Annotated in this window: 13 protein-coding genes; 1 reads left to right on the plus strand and 12 read right to left on the minus strand. The window is 61.1% G+C overall.

Going from position 1 to position 14,855, the window contains the following annotated elements:
• Nucleotides 1-658 precede the first annotated feature (658 nt).
• Nucleotides 659-1,060 carry an RNA-binding protein gene (locus Q0T48_RS01285; protein WP_295951285.1) on the minus strand — a complete coding sequence of 134 codons (402 nt, stop codon included), beginning with the start codon at nt 1,058-1,060 and terminating at the stop codon, nt 659-661.
• A 134-nt stretch (nt 1,061-1,194) separates the two neighbouring features.
• Nucleotides 1,195-1,575: a VOC family protein gene (locus tag Q0T48_RS01290; RefSeq protein ID WP_295951288.1), complete on the minus strand. Its 381-nt coding sequence runs from the start codon at nt 1,573-1,575 to the stop codon at nt 1,195-1,197.
• Nucleotides 1,576-2,205: 630 nt separating this feature from the next.
• Between Q0T48_RS01290 and Q0T48_RS01295 the strand changes: the two genes are divergently transcribed.
• Nucleotides 2,206-2,691 (plus strand): DUF4844 domain-containing protein, encoded by a 486-nt coding sequence (locus Q0T48_RS01295; protein WP_295951290.1) that lies wholly within the window; start codon nt 2,206-2,208, stop codon nt 2,689-2,691.
• Nucleotides 2,692-3,059: 368 nt separating this feature from the next.
• Here the strand turns inward: Q0T48_RS01295 and Q0T48_RS01300 are convergent, their stop codons facing one another.
• The 10 genes from Q0T48_RS01300 to Q0T48_RS01345 form a co-directional block, all read right to left on the minus strand.
• Nucleotides 3,060-3,989 (minus strand): AraC family transcriptional regulator, encoded by a 930-nt coding sequence (locus tag Q0T48_RS01300; protein ID WP_295951292.1) that lies wholly within the window; start codon nt 3,987-3,989, stop codon nt 3,060-3,062.
• A 177-nt stretch (nt 3,990-4,166) separates the two neighbouring features.
• Nucleotides 4,167-5,198 carry an aldo/keto reductase gene (locus tag Q0T48_RS01305; protein ID WP_295951294.1) on the minus strand — a complete coding sequence of 344 codons (1,032 nt, stop codon included), beginning with the start codon at nt 5,196-5,198 and terminating at the stop codon, nt 4,167-4,169.
• A gap of 167 nt (nt 5,199-5,365) precedes the next feature.
• Nucleotides 5,366-6,838 carry an aldehyde dehydrogenase gene (locus Q0T48_RS01310; RefSeq protein WP_295951295.1) on the minus strand — a complete coding sequence of 491 codons (1,473 nt, stop codon included), beginning with the start codon at nt 6,836-6,838 and terminating at the stop codon, nt 5,366-5,368.
• 23 nt (nt 6,839-6,861) lie between these two features.
• Nucleotides 6,862-7,698: an ABC transporter permease subunit gene (locus Q0T48_RS01315; RefSeq protein WP_295951298.1), complete on the minus strand. Its 837-nt coding sequence runs from the start codon at nt 7,696-7,698 to the stop codon at nt 6,862-6,864.
• Between the two features lies 1 nt (nt 7,699).
• Nucleotides 7,700-8,641: an ABC transporter permease subunit gene (locus Q0T48_RS01320; protein ID WP_295951300.1), complete on the minus strand. Its 942-nt coding sequence runs from the start codon at nt 8,639-8,641 to the stop codon at nt 7,700-7,702.
• A gap of 12 nt (nt 8,642-8,653) precedes the next feature.
• A complete protein-coding gene (potA, locus tag Q0T48_RS01325) occupies nt 8,654-9,760 on the minus strand; it encodes a polyamine ABC transporter ATP-binding protein (protein ID WP_295951303.1) in 1,107 nt (368 codons plus the stop codon).
• A 91-nt stretch (nt 9,761-9,851) separates the two neighbouring features.
• A complete protein-coding gene (locus Q0T48_RS01330; protein ID WP_295951305.1) occupies nt 9,852-11,018 on the minus strand; it encodes an extracellular solute-binding protein in 1,167 nt (388 codons plus the stop codon).
• A gap of 71 nt (nt 11,019-11,089) precedes the next feature.
• Complete coding sequence (locus tag Q0T48_RS01335; RefSeq protein WP_295951309.1) at nt 11,090-12,484, minus strand: aspartate aminotransferase family protein; 1,395 nt, start codon at nt 12,482-12,484, stop codon at nt 11,090-11,092.
• A 22-nt stretch (nt 12,485-12,506) separates the two neighbouring features.
• A complete protein-coding gene (locus tag Q0T48_RS01340; RefSeq protein ID WP_295951312.1) occupies nt 12,507-13,880 on the minus strand; it encodes a glutamine synthetase family protein in 1,374 nt (457 codons plus the stop codon).
• A 28-nt stretch (nt 13,881-13,908) separates the two neighbouring features.
• Nucleotides 13,909-14,757, minus strand: a complete 849-nt coding sequence (locus Q0T48_RS01345) for a gamma-glutamyl-gamma-aminobutyrate hydrolase family protein (protein ID WP_295951315.1) — start codon at nt 14,755-14,757, stop codon at nt 13,909-13,911.
• Between the last annotated feature and the right edge of the window lie 98 nt (nt 14,758-14,855).

The raw sequence follows: 14,855 nt of genomic DNA on the forward strand, positions 1-14,855 counted from the left end.
AATCGGCCGCCTGTGCTTATCTGACAAGCGCGAGAGGCTCCTATTTTTTACTATCAAAAGAGAAGCAATCTGTACGGCTGTACGGGTGGTAGCCAATGGGGGTCAGATCATCCACGCGCGCCAAAAGTGGATGCCAACCCTCCCGCCCAGTCGCGTGCGTGCTCTGACCCCGATTGGCGGGTTGGCGTTGACGTTTTGTGGGTGTCATGCGCATCCCTGGCCGGGAGTTGCGCCCGGCGGCGCAGTACCTTTCTTTTGCATGGCCAAAAGAAAGGCACTAAAGAAAAGGCCACCCCAACTGTCTGCGCCCTCCGCTAGCGCTACGGGAACCTGCGGTGCTCGCTCCAAGTGGGGTCCCGCTCGAACTCGCCTGCGGCTCAAACAATCGCGGGCCCTGGTCCACTTGAAGCTGCGCTCCTCGGCGCACACAGATGGGGACCCCGGGGAGCGGGATCCGCCCGGCTGCGCCGGGCATCGCGCCGGTCGCGAACTGGAGGGCGTTTGGCTCCTGGCTGGCCTTCACACCAATTTCAGTTTTTCAGGCCATTTTCAGATGCAAAATTGGCTTCTTGTGCTTACCAGACGAGCACAAGCCGCTCCTATTTCTGACTATAAAAACAGAAGCAATCCATACCGACTGCACCCATCTGCCGCCGTGTCAGCTCAGGTCTTCAATCACCAGCGTGCGGTATTTCTTGGCGCAGGAAAACGGCACGCTGCGGATGGCATCCATCACGGCTTCGGACTCTTTGGCTTTGGACGCGTACACCATGAGCGCGCAATGGCCCTGGTGAGCCAGCTCGACGTATTCTCTGACGCTGGTAGCCTCGGCACCCACCGAAGGCAAGGGCGTGTCGGCGGCGGCGATGGTGTGGGGCAGGTTGTCCAGCACGGACTGTGGCGACAGCAGCAGGGTTGGCTTTTCTGGATTGTCATTGGCCAATAGCGCGACCACCTGCTGTGCATCTTCCTGGCGCGCAAACATGGCGAAAACATAGCCCGTGGGGTAGAACGCGCCACCCATGGTGAGCATGCTGCTGGTGAGTTCAAAGTTTTGCATTTGGGGCCTCTTGCGGTTGGTGCATGTGTCAGCCCATTGACCGGCCAGGTTAGTGCACCGTCTGTCGGTCGGGGCGTGGGAGTGGCGTAGGACATCGGCACGACGGGTTCTGCGCCCATGGGGTGGGCCAAGGTTTAGCCGATGTCCTGGTGGATACACAGGTAGTTGCCCTCGGGGTCCTTGAACCAGGCCGCCTTCTCCGCGCCCAGCACGCACACGTGGTCCACCGTCTTGAACCCTGGCAGGTCGTAATCCTCGAACACCACGCCCGACTGCTTCAACGCGGCCACGCTGGTGCCGATGTCGGGCACCTGGAAGCTGATGGCGGTGTGCTCGGCCTTGGTCCCCTCCGGCTTGGGGAACAGCGCCAGCGTGCTGCCACCCACCTGGTAGATGAACTTGCCGTCGGGCCGAAAGCCACTGGGCACCAAGCCCAGGCAGTGTTCGTAAAACGCGCGCGCCCGCGCCATATCCACCACGGGCAGCATGGTCGTCACAGCAGCATGGGCCAGCATATGCAGTCCTTTCGCACTATCCGGCGGCACGGGTGCAAGGGCATCCAGGCCTTTTCCCCGGTACCGGGAATTAAGCATAGGCGGTAAAGTGGCAAAGCGCCAATCGGGCGGGATGGGTCTGGGGTGCACGGAACCTGCTGCGTTCGGCCATGCCAGGTTTTCGGGTCAATTTTTAGATACCAAAATGGCTGCCTGTGCTTACCAGACGAGCACGAGCAGCTCCTATTTTTGACTATCAAAAGGGAAGCAATCTGTGCCGACTGCACGGGCGGTAGCCAAAGGGGTCGAATCACAATTGCGCGCTGAATTGCCTGTTGTCGTGTCGTCTGCTTGCCCGCATTCGTGCTCCGACCCCTTTGGCGGATTGGTGAGCCTTAGGTGGGTGTCCGAGTCCCTGGCTGAGATATGCCCCCAGCGGCGCAATCTCTACTGCAAGGCTTTGGCAGGCTATAGTGATTGATCGTCTGGAATGCGGGGTTTGTCTGGATTTTTATACCTGTATAAAAATTTATTGCCCGCTTGAAAAACCAGTCTACAAGCCGTTTCCAGAAGATTTTGATGGATGATTTAAACCTCAGCAGCCGATTTAAACCTCAGGGTTTGCGGTGTACATCACGTTAGGCAGCTCACTTGACCGCAATTGCCTTAAAGATCTTCCTGGCCCTGCTCGCGGTGTTGGCACTTGTCTTCATCGCTGGTGTCACAGGTCTGCTTTTTGTTGTCTGGCCGACAGGTCTGGGAGATAACTCCCTAAACATCACTCCGGTGTCGTTGGCTAGCTTAAGAGAGTTGCGGAATGAACAAAAGTTTGTCGAAGATATGCCCAATCACTATCCGGGCACCCCAAACGAAGCCATCCGCGTGATCGCGCAGCTGGCTGTTGATGGATTGTTGGACGACTTGACAGCCGAACTTCTTCGGAACCAACGCCGGTCTTTCGTGTTGGCGAAAATGAAAGCAGCATTGACTACTTTTCAGCCGACTGATTCTGAGGAACGCGAGCAATTGCTAAGGTACTTTGAACGAATTCTTCGCGCAACCGGTATTGACAACTCAGGGGAACTCTTCAATGTGTGGCGCTACGGTTTTCCTTATGGCTGGATACAACGTGCCTAACACGTTGTTCGTCACGGACTCGCAGCGGTGTAAGGCCGCTGAGCGGCCCGTGCTGCTCGCCGGACAACGCCAACGTTAGCCGTCATATGCAAACATCCGCGTACACGCCAGAGGCCATATGCAAGTGCATGGGCATGCCAACCTCGTACCTTACTACTTGCCCATTCCGTTCTGGTCGAAGGTTACCTCTGTCTTGTTGCCGATCCCGGCATTTTTGATAGGCGCTTGGCTACAAGCTCATGCGGTTTAACATGTTGCTCGGCACGGACGCGTAACCAAAGAGTGTCGCTTTGCGGCGTTTGCTGCGCACCGGGCAGCGTCTACGTAGAAGCCACTCGCAGTTTGGAAATAACACCCCTCGCCACCCCCTACCCCTCCGCAAACCGCCCTGCCGCCTGCTTTCTAAACTGCGTCGGCGTCATTCCCTTCACCTCCAAAAACCGCCGGTTGAAGTTCGCCACGTTGTTGAACCCCACCGCGTAGCATACGCTAGACACGTAGCTGTCGCGCTCCATTAGCAGCTGGCAGGCGCGGTTTACGCGCAGGCGGTTGACGTAGGTGGTGAAGGTCAAGCCGGTGCTCTTGCTGAAGAAGCGGGAGAACGCGCTCTCGCCCATGCCGACCAGCCCGCCCATCTCGCCCAGGGGCAAGGCTTCAGCGTAGTGGGTGTTGACATGGGCAACGACCTTGTTGATGGCGGACAGGGTGAGGTCGGGGCCATTCACCGGCAGGTAGTCGCTAGACAGCAAACGGTAGTCGGTGCAACGGCCCAGTAGGCACAGCAGCTGGGCGAATTCGGCAAAGCGCTCCAGGCCGTGGCTTTGTTTGATGCGGTAAAAGCGCTCGCGCACAGTGTCGCTGAGGCCAAAGAATTCGATGCCGTGGCGGGCGCGCTCCAGCAGCGGTAGGGTTTCTTCCAGCTCACGGATCACGCGCATGCCGTCGCGCAGCGGCCCTTCGCGGAACTGGACCACTAGGCTGCGCACAGCCAGGCCGTCAGGCGGCAGGTCGGTACTGACCCAGTTATGCGGCAGACGCGGGCCGGTCAGCACCAGGTGGCCGGGCTCGAAAAAGCCCACGTAGTCGCCCACAAAAGCGCGGCCATGCGCGCCCACGATGAGCTGCAACTCATACTCGTCGTGGCAGTGCCAACGTTCCAGGGGCGTCGGGCTGCCATGCTCGACGCAACGCACGAATTCCTGGTCTACCGGGGCCTCGTAGCCCAGGCGCGGATCGCGCACCAGGTCGTGCTCGATCTCGGGGGCGATGTTGCGGCGCTGGGTGGGTGCTTGTGGCATGGGTGTGAAAAGGTTGTGCTTTTATACGTCGCGGATGTCACTCCGCACACCTCTCGTGCAGACAGAACGCTCGCCATCCACAACCACCGCAGAGCTGACTTTGCCAGGCTGCTGGTGTTACCCCCAGCAAAGGGGTTGGCGAAAAATGCGAAGCACTGCAGCCTGGGGGTGAGTAAGTTATGTGGGTGCGTCGCTGCGTACCAGACCTGCGGCTTTCAGCTCCTCCCAAAACGCTGCGGGGATGGGCAGCGTCGTCCAGCGCGCATTCTGCTCGGCCTCGGCCCTTGACTTGGCACCGGGGATGACGGTGGCCACCGAGGCGTGGCCCAGCACGAACTGCAGCGCGGCAGCCGCCAGCGGCACTTGGTGGGCGGCGCAGACCTGCTCGATGTGGGCTACCTTGGCCTTGACCTCATCCGTAGCGGGCAGGTAGTTATAACGGGCATCGGGCGTGGCACCGGTAACCAAAATGCCCGAGTTGAACGGCGCGCCCAGGATGACGGACACGCCCTCCCTTACGCAGCGCGGCAGGAAGGTGTCGAGCGCGCCCTGCTCCAGCAAGGTGTAGCGCCCGGCTAGCAAAAAGCAGTCGAACGGGCCCAGGTCCATCAGGTCCTCGCAAGCCTCAAACTGGTTGACACCGGCACCATAGCCACCGATCAGGCCCGCGCTTTTGAGCTCTTGCAGGGCTTTGAGCGCGCCGGTTTCCACGGTTTTCAGGGCGGTACGGTAGTTGGCACCCTGCGACCATTCGTCGCAGTCGTGGATCAGCAGCAGGTCGATGCGGTTCAGGCCCAGGCGTTGCAGCGAATCCTCAAACGAGCGCATGGTGGCGCTGTACGAGAAATCGAAGTGCGGCGAGAACGGCAGCTCGTCCACAAAAATGCCGCCTTCCGACGGTTTGAGCTTGGGCGGCGGCACGCGGCCATGGGGCTTGAGCAGGCGGCCGACCTTGGTGGACAGCACAAACGACTCACGTGGCAGCGCGCGCAGTGCGTCGCCCAGACGGCGCTCCGACAGGCCGTGGCCGTACAGCGGGGCGGTGTCGAAGTAGTTCACGCCCGACTGCTGGGCGGCCAGCACGGTGTCTTTGGCGACCTCGTCGGGCACGGCGGCATACAGGTTGCCAAGCACGTTGCCACCGAAGCCGAGGGTGGTGATGTGTACGTCGGTGGTGCCGACCTGGCGTTGGGGAATAGCGTTTGTCATGGGTTGCATCCTGGAGTGGTGTGTTCAGTGGTGCAACGATAAACACAAACGCCGCCGCGTCTGGTACGGAAATGCGCGATGCCGGTACGCGTTTGTAGTCGAAAACCCAGGAATACCCCGATCTACCGCCTGCAAACGCCCGGGCCCCAGAGCGTGCAGCCGTACGGCTAGAGCGGGCTATCGATCCGAATCCAGGTGGTCTTGAGTTCAGTGTACTTGTCGAAAGCGTGCAGCGACTTGTCGCGCCCCACGCCGCTTTGCTTCACGCCGCCGAAGGGCACGGTGATGTCGTCTTCGTCGTATTGGTTGACGTGCACCGTACCGGCTTTGAGGGCGCGGGCCACGCCGTGGGCCTTATTGATGTCGCGGGTCCAGACCGCCGCTTGCAGGCCGTAGATGCTGTCGTTGGCGATGCGCACTGCCTCGGCGGCATCGGTGAACGACAGCACCGACAGCACCGGACCGAAGATTTCCTCCTGGGCGATCCGCATGCGGTTGGTTACGCCGTCGAAGATCGTGGGTTGTACATAAAAACCGCCGCTATCGCCCATCACCTGAGCACCACCAGCTATCAATTTTGCACCGTCTTGTTGGCCTGCCGCAATGTAGCCCAGCACGGTATCCATCTGGGTTTTGTCGACCAGCGCGCCCATGATGGTGTCGGGCAGCAGCGGGTTGGCGGGGGCGTAGCGCGGCACCAGGGCCAGGGCTTTTTCCAGGAACGCGTCTTTGATCGAGGCCTCGACCAGCAGGCGCGAAGGGGCATTGCAGCTCTCGCCCTGGTTGAAGAACACGCTACCCATGGCCGCCTCCACAGCCCGGTCCAGATCCGGGCAGTCGGCAAACACGATGTTGGGCGACTTGCCGCCCAGCTCGGTCCAGGCGCGCTTGAGGTTGCTCAGGCCCGCCATCACGTGGATGCGCTTGCCGACCTTGGTTGAGCCGGTGAAGGCAATGCAATCCACATCCATGTGCAAGGCCAGCGGTTCACCGGCTTCCAGGCCAAAGCCAGGCACCACATTGAACACGCCGGGGGGAATGCCGGCTTCCAGCGCCAGTTCGGCCAGGCGCAGGGCGGTAAGCGGCGATTTTTCGCTGGGTTTCAAGACGATGGAATTGCCTGCGGCCAGGGCCGGGGCGATCTTCCAGGCGGCCATGATCATCGGGTAGTTCCAGGGCACGATGACCCCCACCACCCCCACCGGTTCGCGGGTGATCAGCGCCAGCGACTGGCTGCCGGTGGGCGCTATTTCGTCATAAATTTTGTCCACCGCTTCGCCGTACCAGCGGATGCAGTTGGCTGCGCTATTCACGTCCACGGCGCGGGCGTAGCGTACAGGTTTGCCCATATCCAGGGTTTCGGTCAGCGCCAGCTCGTCGGCGTGGGCCAGTAGCTGGTCGGCAAACTTCACCATCACCCGCTTGCGCTGCGCCGGGGGCAGGCCGCGCCAGCGGGCATCGTCAAACGCGGCGCGGGCGGCCTGTACGGCCAGGTCGATCTCGGCCTCGCCGCCGCGGGTGACTTCGGCCAGCACGCGGCCATCGACGGGCGAGGTTTTGGTGAAAACCGCCCCGCCCTGCACACGTTTACCGTTGATGAGGGCGCGGCCGTCGAGTTTGAGATCAGAGATATTGAACATGCAGGTGTTTCCTTAGAACGCTCTTATGCAGCCGCAGCCGCTTGCATCTCGCGCGCCCGGCGGGTTTGCTGACGGGCCATGAGGACGCTGTAGGCAATGATGCCGATGCTGACCACAGTGATCAAAATGGCAGCCGCAGCATAGATTGACGGGTTCACGCCGCGCCGGGCGTAGCCAAAAATCACCTGCGGCAATGTGGTTACGCCGGGGCCGGACAAAAACTCCGAGATCACCACGTCGTCGAACGACAGGGTAAAGGTCAGCATCCACGCCGCCACCAGCGAGGGCGCGATGTTGGGCAGCGTGACCAGAAAGAACACCTGGAACGGGCGGCAGCCCAGGTCCATGGCGGCTTCTTCGATGGAGCGGTCCATCTCGCGCAGGCGGCCGGTGATGACCACCGTGGCGTAGGCCATGCCCAGCAAGGTGTGCCCCAGCACAATCGTGATCGCACCGCGGTCGGGCCAGCCCAGCGCACGCTGCACCGCCACCATCAGCAGCAGCAGCGACAGGCCGATGATCACCTCGGGCATCACCAGCGGCGCACTGACCAGTCCGGCGAACATGGTGCGTCCCTTGAAACGCACATAACGCACCAGCACAAAGGCCGCAAACGCGCCCAGGATGGTGGACAACGTGCCGGTGATTACGGCCACCCTGAGCGACAAGAAGAAGCCCTCTACCAGCCGCGAATCGCCCATCAGCGCGGAATACCACCGCAACGAAAAGCCAGTAAACACGCCGTCTTGCCGCGTACTGTTGAACGAAAAGATGACCAAGAAAAACAAGGGAAAGTACAAAAACAGGTATATCGCTGCGAGCCAGAAGCGGCCGAAGTATTGCTGGATGAAACGCTTCATGTCAGGCTTCCTTAGGCGCATTGGCAGCGCCGCTATACCGGTTGTAGATGGCCATGGGAATCAGGATAAACAGGATCATCACGATCGCCAGCGCCGAGGCCCGTGGCCAGTTGTTGCTGCTGAACATTTCATCCCACACCACCCGGCCGATCATCAGGTTCTCGGCCCCGCCTAGCAGGGACGGGATCACAAATTCACCCACACTGGGGATGAACACCAGCATCGACCCGGCGATGATGCCCGCCTTGCTCAGCGGCACGGTGATCAGCCAGAAGGCGTGCCAGGGCGACGCCCCCAGGTCGTGCGCGGCCTCCAGCAGGCGAAAGTCCATCTTCACCAGATTCGCGTACAGCGGCAGGATCATGAACGGGCAGTACACATAGGTCATGCCGACCAACATGGACACGTCGGTGTAGAGCATCTGGATGGGTTCGTGGGTAATGCCGATCCACATTAGCAGGTTGTTCAACACGCCTTGGTCGGCCAGGATGCCCTTCCAGGCGTAGACGCGTAGTAGAAACGAGGTCCAAAACGGCAGCATCACCATCATCAGCAACGCGGGCTGGCGGCTGGGCTTGGCGCGGGCGATGAAATAGGCAAACGGGTAGCCGATGAACAGGCACAGCACCATGGTCCAGAACGCGTATTTCACCGAGGTGATGTAGGCCTCGATGTAGATGGTCTGGCCCCACACCATCACGCCGTCATCGCCCGGCTCGCCTACGATGGACAGGTAGTTGTGGTACTTCAGCAGGATGTGCCACACGCCATCTACCGCCGTCATCAGCGGGGCAAACGGGTCTACGCCGTTGCCCATGTCGGTCACGCTGATGCGCACCAGAATCAAAAACGGTGCCACAAAGAACAACACCAGCCACAGGTAAGGCACGCCGATGACGAAGCGCGCGCCGGGGATCAACCGGGCCCATTTCAAGAATTGCATAGCAAACTCTCCTTACTGGGTGAGCGTGACAGGGGCTACGTCGTCCCACCAGAAGAAGACTTTGTCGTCCCAGGTGATGTCGCTGTTGTCGTGGCGGCTCTGGTTGGCCTCGGTCACCTTGACGCGGCGGCCACCGGGCATTTCCACGATGTAGCTGCTGTAGCTGCCAAAGTAGGCGATTTCGCGCACCGTGCCGCTAAACAGGTTGTAGCCCACATCCGCAGGCCGCTCCTTGGAGATGGAGATTTTCTCGGGCCGCACCGCCACCGCCAGCGGCATGCCCAGCGTGCCGCTGATGCCGTGGCCCACGCGCACTACACCCTGCTCGGTGGTGACCTCGCAGCGGTCGGGCTCGTCCACGCTGAGATGGCCGTCAAACAGGTTGATGTTGCCGATGAAGTCCGCCACGAAGCGGTTCGTGGGGTGTTCGTAAATTTCTTTGGGCGTGCCCACCTGCAGCACTTTGCCTTTGCTCATCACGGCGATGCGCGAAGCCATGGTCATGGCTTCTTCCTGGTCGTGGGTCACCATCACCACGGTCACACCCACCGATTCGATAATGTTGACCAGCTCGAACTGGGTGCGTTCGCGCAGTTTTTTGTCCAGCGCACCAAGGGGTTCGTCCAGCAGTAACAGCTGGGGTTTCTTGGCCAGGCTGCGGGCAAGGGCCACGCGCTGCTGCTGCCCGCCCGAGAGCTGGTGCGGCTTGCGCTTGGCAAAGTCGGTCAATTGCACCAGATTCAGCATCTCGTCCACACGGGTTTTGATCTGCGCGCTGGGCATGCCTTCGCGCTTGAGGCCAAAGGCGATGTTCTCCCAGATGTTGAGGTGCGGAAACAGCGCGTACGACTGGAACATCATGTTGATCGGCCGCTCGTACGGTGGCATCTTGGCGATGTCCACGCCGTTGAGCATGACCGCACCGGTGGTTGGCGTTTCAAACCCGGCCAGCATCCGCAGCAAGGTAGATTTGCCGCAACCCGAACTGCCCAGCAGCGCAAAGATCTCGCCCTTCTGGATCGAAAGCGTCACGTTGTCCACAGCGGCCACGCCGTCGAAACGCTTGACCAGGTTTTCGGTGCGCAAGAAGCCTTCAGGGCGGGGTTTCGGCAAGTTCATAAGCGGGATTTCCTGCAATCTTCAACATAAAAAAACCGCGCACCTCCAACAAAAGACGGTGCGCGGCTTATCGGTCCAGTCCTACAAAGGCTTATTTGCTCTTTTTAAACAGCGTGTAGACGTTGCTCATGGACTCGCGGGTTTCGTTGCTCAGGCTGGTGGGCGAAACCATCTTGGCCATGTTGTCGGCATCAACGAAGGTAGTCTTGTCGCTGGCGATTTCAGGCTTGACCTTGTCGATGCTGGCCTTGTTGGCCGTGGGGTAGCTCAGCTCGTTGGTCAGCGAGGCCGACACTTCAGGGCGCAGGAAGTAGTCCATGAAGGCCATGGCGTTGTTCGGGTGCTTGGCATCGGCGGGAATGGCCAGGTTGTCAAAGAAGATCAAGCCGCCGTTTTTGGGCAGCAGCACTTCGATGTCGTTGCCGTTCTTGTTCTCGATGGCACGTGCCTTGGCGATGTTCAGGTCGCCCGCCCAGCCCAGGCCCACGCAGGCCTTGCCACCGGCCATGTCGTCGATCATGGTGCTGGAGAACAAGCGGATGTCCTTACGCACCTTGGCCAACATGGCACCAGCGGCCTTGTGGTCGGCGACATCGGCCGAGTACGGGTTCTTTTCCAGGTAATGCAGCGCGGGCGGGATCACCTCGGTAGGCGAATCCAGGTAAGCAATGCCGCAGGACTTGAGCTTGGAGGTGTAGGTGGGGTTGAACACCAGGTCCCAGACGTTGTCTGGGAGCGGCGTAGAGCCCAGGGCCTTGGCTACCTTGCCCTTGTTGATGGCCACAGTGGTGTAGCTCCAGGCCCACGGCACCAGGTGGTCGTTGCCCGCATCCACACCGGCCACCTTACCCATGATGATGGGGTCGAGGTTGGCCAGGTTGGGTATCTTGCTCTTGTCGAGCTTCATCAGCAGGCCGCCGTCGATCTGCGACTTGGCGAACACCGCGCCGGGCACCACGATGTCAAAACCGCTGTTGCCCGCCACCAGCTTGGCCTGCAGGGCTTCGTTGTTTTCGAAGGTCTGGTAGTTGACCTTGATGCCGGTTTCTTTTTCGAAGTTGGCCACCATGTCGGCCGCAATGTAGTCGGGCCAGTTGTACACGTTCAACACCTTTTCTTCGGTGTTGGCAGGCGGTGCTGCCGGGGCCGATGCCACCGGGGCGGGCGCGGGTGCTGCGGCTGCCGGGGCCTCTTCTTTTTTACCGCAGGCGCCCAGCATCAAGGCGGACAGTGCAATAACCAAAGCTTGCTGTTTCATGTGTCAAAACTCCAAAAAATGGGGAAACGAAAAAAGATTGTAGGGGGCTTGCTGAAGCCTACTGAACCGTACTAGACATGCCCGGCGGCCTTCAACTCTTGCCACGTCAGGTCTAGACATAGCAAGATCAGCGCCACCATCTTGTCAATTTGGGCGTGCGTCATCACCAGCGGCGGGGCAATGATCATGCGGTCGCCCACGGCGCGCATCACCAGGCCGTTGGCAAAGCAGTGCTTGCGGCACAGCATGCCGACCGACAGGTTCTCGTCAAAAACCTCGCCGGTCTGCTTGTTTTTCACCAGCACCAGCCCGGCCACAAAACCGCAGGTTTCGGCGTGCGCCACCAGCGGGTGTTCGTTGAGCGCGCTGTATTTTTCCGCCAAGTAGGGGCCAATATCGGTACGCACCCGCTCGACCAGGTTTTCGCGCTCCATGATGGCGATGTTGGCCAGCGCCACCGCACAGGCCACCGGGTGGCCGCTATAGGTGTAGCCGTGGTTGAACTCACCACCCTTTTCAATCAGCACTTTGGCCACGCGGTCGCCCACCAGCACGCCGCCCAGCGGAATGTAGCCACTGGTCACGCCCTTGGCGAAAGTCACCAGGTCGGGCTTGTAGCCAAACTTTTCGTAGGCAAACCAGTGGCCCAGGCGACCAAACGCGCAGATCACCTCGTCGCTGATCAACAAGATGCCGTACTTGTCCACGATGCGCTGAATTTCCGGCCAGTAGGTGGCGGGGGGAATGATCACCCCGCCCGCGCCCTGCACCGGCTCGCCAATGAAGGCGGCCACCTTGTCGGGCCCGACCTCCAGAATCTTGGCCTCAAGCCAGCCCGCCGCGCGCAGGCCGAACGCGTCGGCGCTTTCGCCCGGCAGGGCGTTCTTTACGCCGTAGGGCTGCTCGATGTGGGTGATGTTGGGAATCGGCAGATCGCCCTGGGCGTGCATGCCCGACATGCCGCTGAGCGAGGCCGCCGCCATGGTGCTGCCATGGTAGCCGTTGTGGCGGCTGATGATGACCTTGCGCTGCGGCTGGCCCAGCAGGTCCCAGTAGCGGCGCACCATGCGCACATTCGAGTCGTTGCTTTCGCTGCCGCTACAGGAGTAAAACACGTGCTCGAAGCCGCGCCCGTCCACTTTGGGGGCCAGGCTGGCCAGCTTGGCGGCCAGGGTGGCGGCGGGCACATTGGTGGTCTGGAAGAAGCTGTTGTAGTAGGGCAGCGTCAGCATTTGCTGGTAGGCGGCATCGGCCAGTTCTTTGCGGCCATAGCCCACGCTGACGCACCACAGGCCACTCATCGCGTCCAGCAGGCGGTTGCCTTCCGAATCCCAGATGTAGATGCCGTCGGCGCGGGTGATGACCTTGGCGCCGCGTGCGTTCAGGTCCTGGAAGTCGGTGAAAGGGTGGAGAAAGTGGGCGCTGTCCAGCGCCTGGATTTCTGCGGTATTGACGGTATTTGGCATAGGCATTTTCTGAAGTTGAAGATCAGACGTGCAGCAGAAGGTGCTCACGCTCCCAAGGCGAAATCACCTTCATGAACTCTTCAAACTCCAGCTCCTTGATCTCGGTGTAGACGGTGATGAATTCCTTGCCCAGGATGTCGTGCAGGTCAGTTTCGTTGCGCAGCAAATCCAGCGCCTCGCCCAGGCTGCGCGGCAGCGAAAACGGCGCCAAGTAGGCATCGCCCTTCATCTCGGCCTTGGGCTTGATCTTCTTTTGCATGCCCAGGTAGCCGCAGGCCAGGGTCATGGCCATGGCCACGTAGGGGTTGGCATCTACGCCGATGACGCGGTTTTCGATGCGCCGCGCCTGCGGGCTGGAGATGGGCGAACGGATGCCCACGGTGCGGTTGTCGTAGCCCCATTCGGTGTTGATGGGCGCAGCGGTGTTGCGCGACAGGCGGCGGTAGCTGTTGACGTACGGGGCCACCAGGGCCATGGCCGCAGGCTGGTAGCGCTGCAGGCCGCCAATGTAGTGGAAGAAAGCCTCGGACGGTGTGCCGTCGTCGTTACTGAAGATGTTTTTGCCCGTCGCTTTGCTGACCAGGCTTTGGTGCACGTGCATGGCACTGCCGGGCTCGCCTTCGATAGGCTTGGCCATGAAGGTGGCGTACATGTCGTGGCGCAGCGCCACCTCACGCACCGTGCGCTTGAAGAAAAACACCTCGTCGGCCAGCCCCAGCGGGTGGGCGTGGAAGAAGTTGATCTCCATCTGCCCTGCCCCGGCTTCGTGGATCAGCGTGTCCACGTTCAGCTCCATCTTTTCACAGAAGTCGTAGAGCTCTTCAAACAGCGGGTCAAATTCATTCACCGCGTCGATGCTGTAGGACTGGCGCGAGGTTTCGGCCCGGCCACTGCGGCCAATGGGGGGGCGCAGCACGGTGTTGGGGTCGGTGTTGCGGGCTACCAGGTAAAACTCCAGCTCGGGCGCGACCACCGGCTCCAGGCCCATCTCGGCGTACAGGTCGCAAACCCGGCGCAGCACGCTACGGGGAGCAAATGGCACCAGCTTGCCTTCGCGGTCGTAGCAATCGTGGATCACCTGCGCCGTGGGGTCGGTGGCCCAGGGGACGATGCGCACGGTGGATGCGTCGGGGCGCAGTTGCATGTCGCGGTCGGTGGGGTTGACCACGTCGTAGTACGGGCCCTGCGACGGCAGCTCGCCGGTCACGCCCATGGCCACCACGGCCTCGGGGATGCGCATGCCGCGGTCTTCGGTGAACTTGGCGCGGGGCAGAATTTTGCCGCGCGCCACGCCGGTCAGGTCGGGCACCAGGCATTCCACCTCAGTGACCCGGCGCTGGTTGAGCCAGTTCTCCAGGTCGTTGAAGGTCATGTGTTCTTTTTTGACATCGGCCATAGGCAACTACTCCAGTTAGGTTGGTTTTCTATGACTTACGGAGCGCCCGCCCAGAGGGATCGAGCGCTGCGTAAGCCGTTTTTTCACGTTGGCGTGATCTGCACGCGGCCCCAAAGGCCGCAAATATCGCGGTGTAAAAGGTGTTCTCGGACCAGCGCCACTCGGGGTGCCACTGCACCGCGTAGGCAAACGCCGGTGCGGCGCTGATCTCGAAGGCTTCGACCAGCCCATCGGGTGCATGGCCGATGGCGCGCAAGCCCGGCGCCAGCCGCGCGATGCCTTGGCCGTGCAATGAATTCACCTGGGTCCGCACGCCGCCGGCCCACTGGGCCATGGCGGAATCGGGGGTGATCAGCAGGTCGTGGCGCAGGCCGTATTGGGTGGCCAGGGGGGCGGTCTCGTCTTCGCGGTGGTCCAGCATGCCGGGCACGGCGTGCACGGCCTGGTGCAGGCTGCCGCCCAGGGCCACGTTGATTTCCTGGAAGCCCCGGCACACGCCCAACAGTGGCACGCCCAAGGCGATGCAGTGGCGCACCAAGGCAAAGGTCAGGGTGTCGCGCGCCGGGTCCAGTGGCAGGCTGGGGTCGGCCACGGGTTCATCAAAATGGGAGGGATGTACGTTGGAGGGCGAACCGGTCAGCATGACTCCGTCCACCAGGGCCAGCAGCGCAGGGATGTCGGCCACACCGGCCAGCGGAAAGCTGACGGGCTGGGCCAGCGCCCCGTCGCGCACGGCGCGGGCGTATTTGTCACCCAGATACAGGTAGGGCAGCGAAGAGTCGTCGCCACCGCGCTGTCGTTGGTCCATCGGCAGCCATACCAAAGGGCTTTGCGTTACGGGAGATTCAGCGGTGATTGCGTCTGAGGTGGAGGTCATGCCAACCAAGGTCCAGAAGAAAGTGTGGGCTATCCGTGATCACCTTCACTGTAACCCACGCTTTACACCCCAGACGCAGTCCACACTATATTTTTTGT

The sequence above is a fragment of the Rhodoferax sp. genome (assembly GCF_025354435.1).
In the GTDB taxonomy this organism is placed as follows: domain Bacteria; phylum Pseudomonadota; class Gammaproteobacteria; order Burkholderiales; family Burkholderiaceae_C; genus Rhodoferax_B.

Excerpts from the sequence above, each read along its gene's own strand:
- Q0T48_RS01285 (WP_295951285.1), bottom strand. The coding sequence starts at position 1,060 with ATGCAAAACTTTGAACTCACCAGCAGCATGCTCACCATGGGTGGCGCG.
- Q0T48_RS01290 (WP_295951288.1), bottom strand. The coding sequence starts at position 1,575 with ATGCTGGCCCATGCTGCTGTGACGACCATGCTGCCCGTGGTGGATATG.
- Q0T48_RS01300 (WP_295951292.1), bottom strand. The coding sequence starts at position 3,989 with ATGCCACAAGCACCCACCCAGCGCCGCAACATCGCCCCCGAGATCGAG.
- Q0T48_RS01305 (WP_295951294.1), bottom strand. The coding sequence starts at position 5,198 with ATGACAAACGCTATTCCCCAACGCCAGGTCGGCACCACCGACGTACAC.
- Q0T48_RS01310 (WP_295951295.1), bottom strand. The coding sequence starts at position 6,838 with ATGTTCAATATCTCTGATCTCAAACTCGACGGCCGCGCCCTCATCAAC.
- Q0T48_RS01315 (WP_295951298.1), bottom strand. The coding sequence starts at position 7,698 with ATGAAGCGTTTCATCCAGCAATACTTCGGCCGCTTCTGGCTCGCAGCG.
- Q0T48_RS01320 (WP_295951300.1), bottom strand. The coding sequence starts at position 8,641 with ATGCAATTCTTGAAATGGGCCCGGTTGATCCCCGGCGCGCGCTTCGTC.
- potA (WP_295951303.1), bottom strand. The coding sequence starts at position 9,760 with ATGAACTTGCCGAAACCCCGCCCTGAAGGCTTCTTGCGCACCGAAAAC.
- Q0T48_RS01330 (WP_295951305.1), bottom strand. The coding sequence starts at position 11,018 with ATGAAACAGCAAGCTTTGGTTATTGCACTGTCCGCCTTGATGCTGGGC.
- Q0T48_RS01335 (WP_295951309.1), bottom strand. The coding sequence starts at position 12,484 with ATGCCAAATACCGTCAATACCGCAGAAATCCAGGCGCTGGACAGCGCC.
- Q0T48_RS01340 (WP_295951312.1), bottom strand. The coding sequence starts at position 13,880 with ATGGCCGATGTCAAAAAAGAACACATGACCTTCAACGACCTGGAGAAC.
- Q0T48_RS01345 (WP_295951315.1), bottom strand. The coding sequence starts at position 14,757 with ATGACCTCCACCTCAGACGCAATCACCGCTGAATCTCCCGTAACGCAA.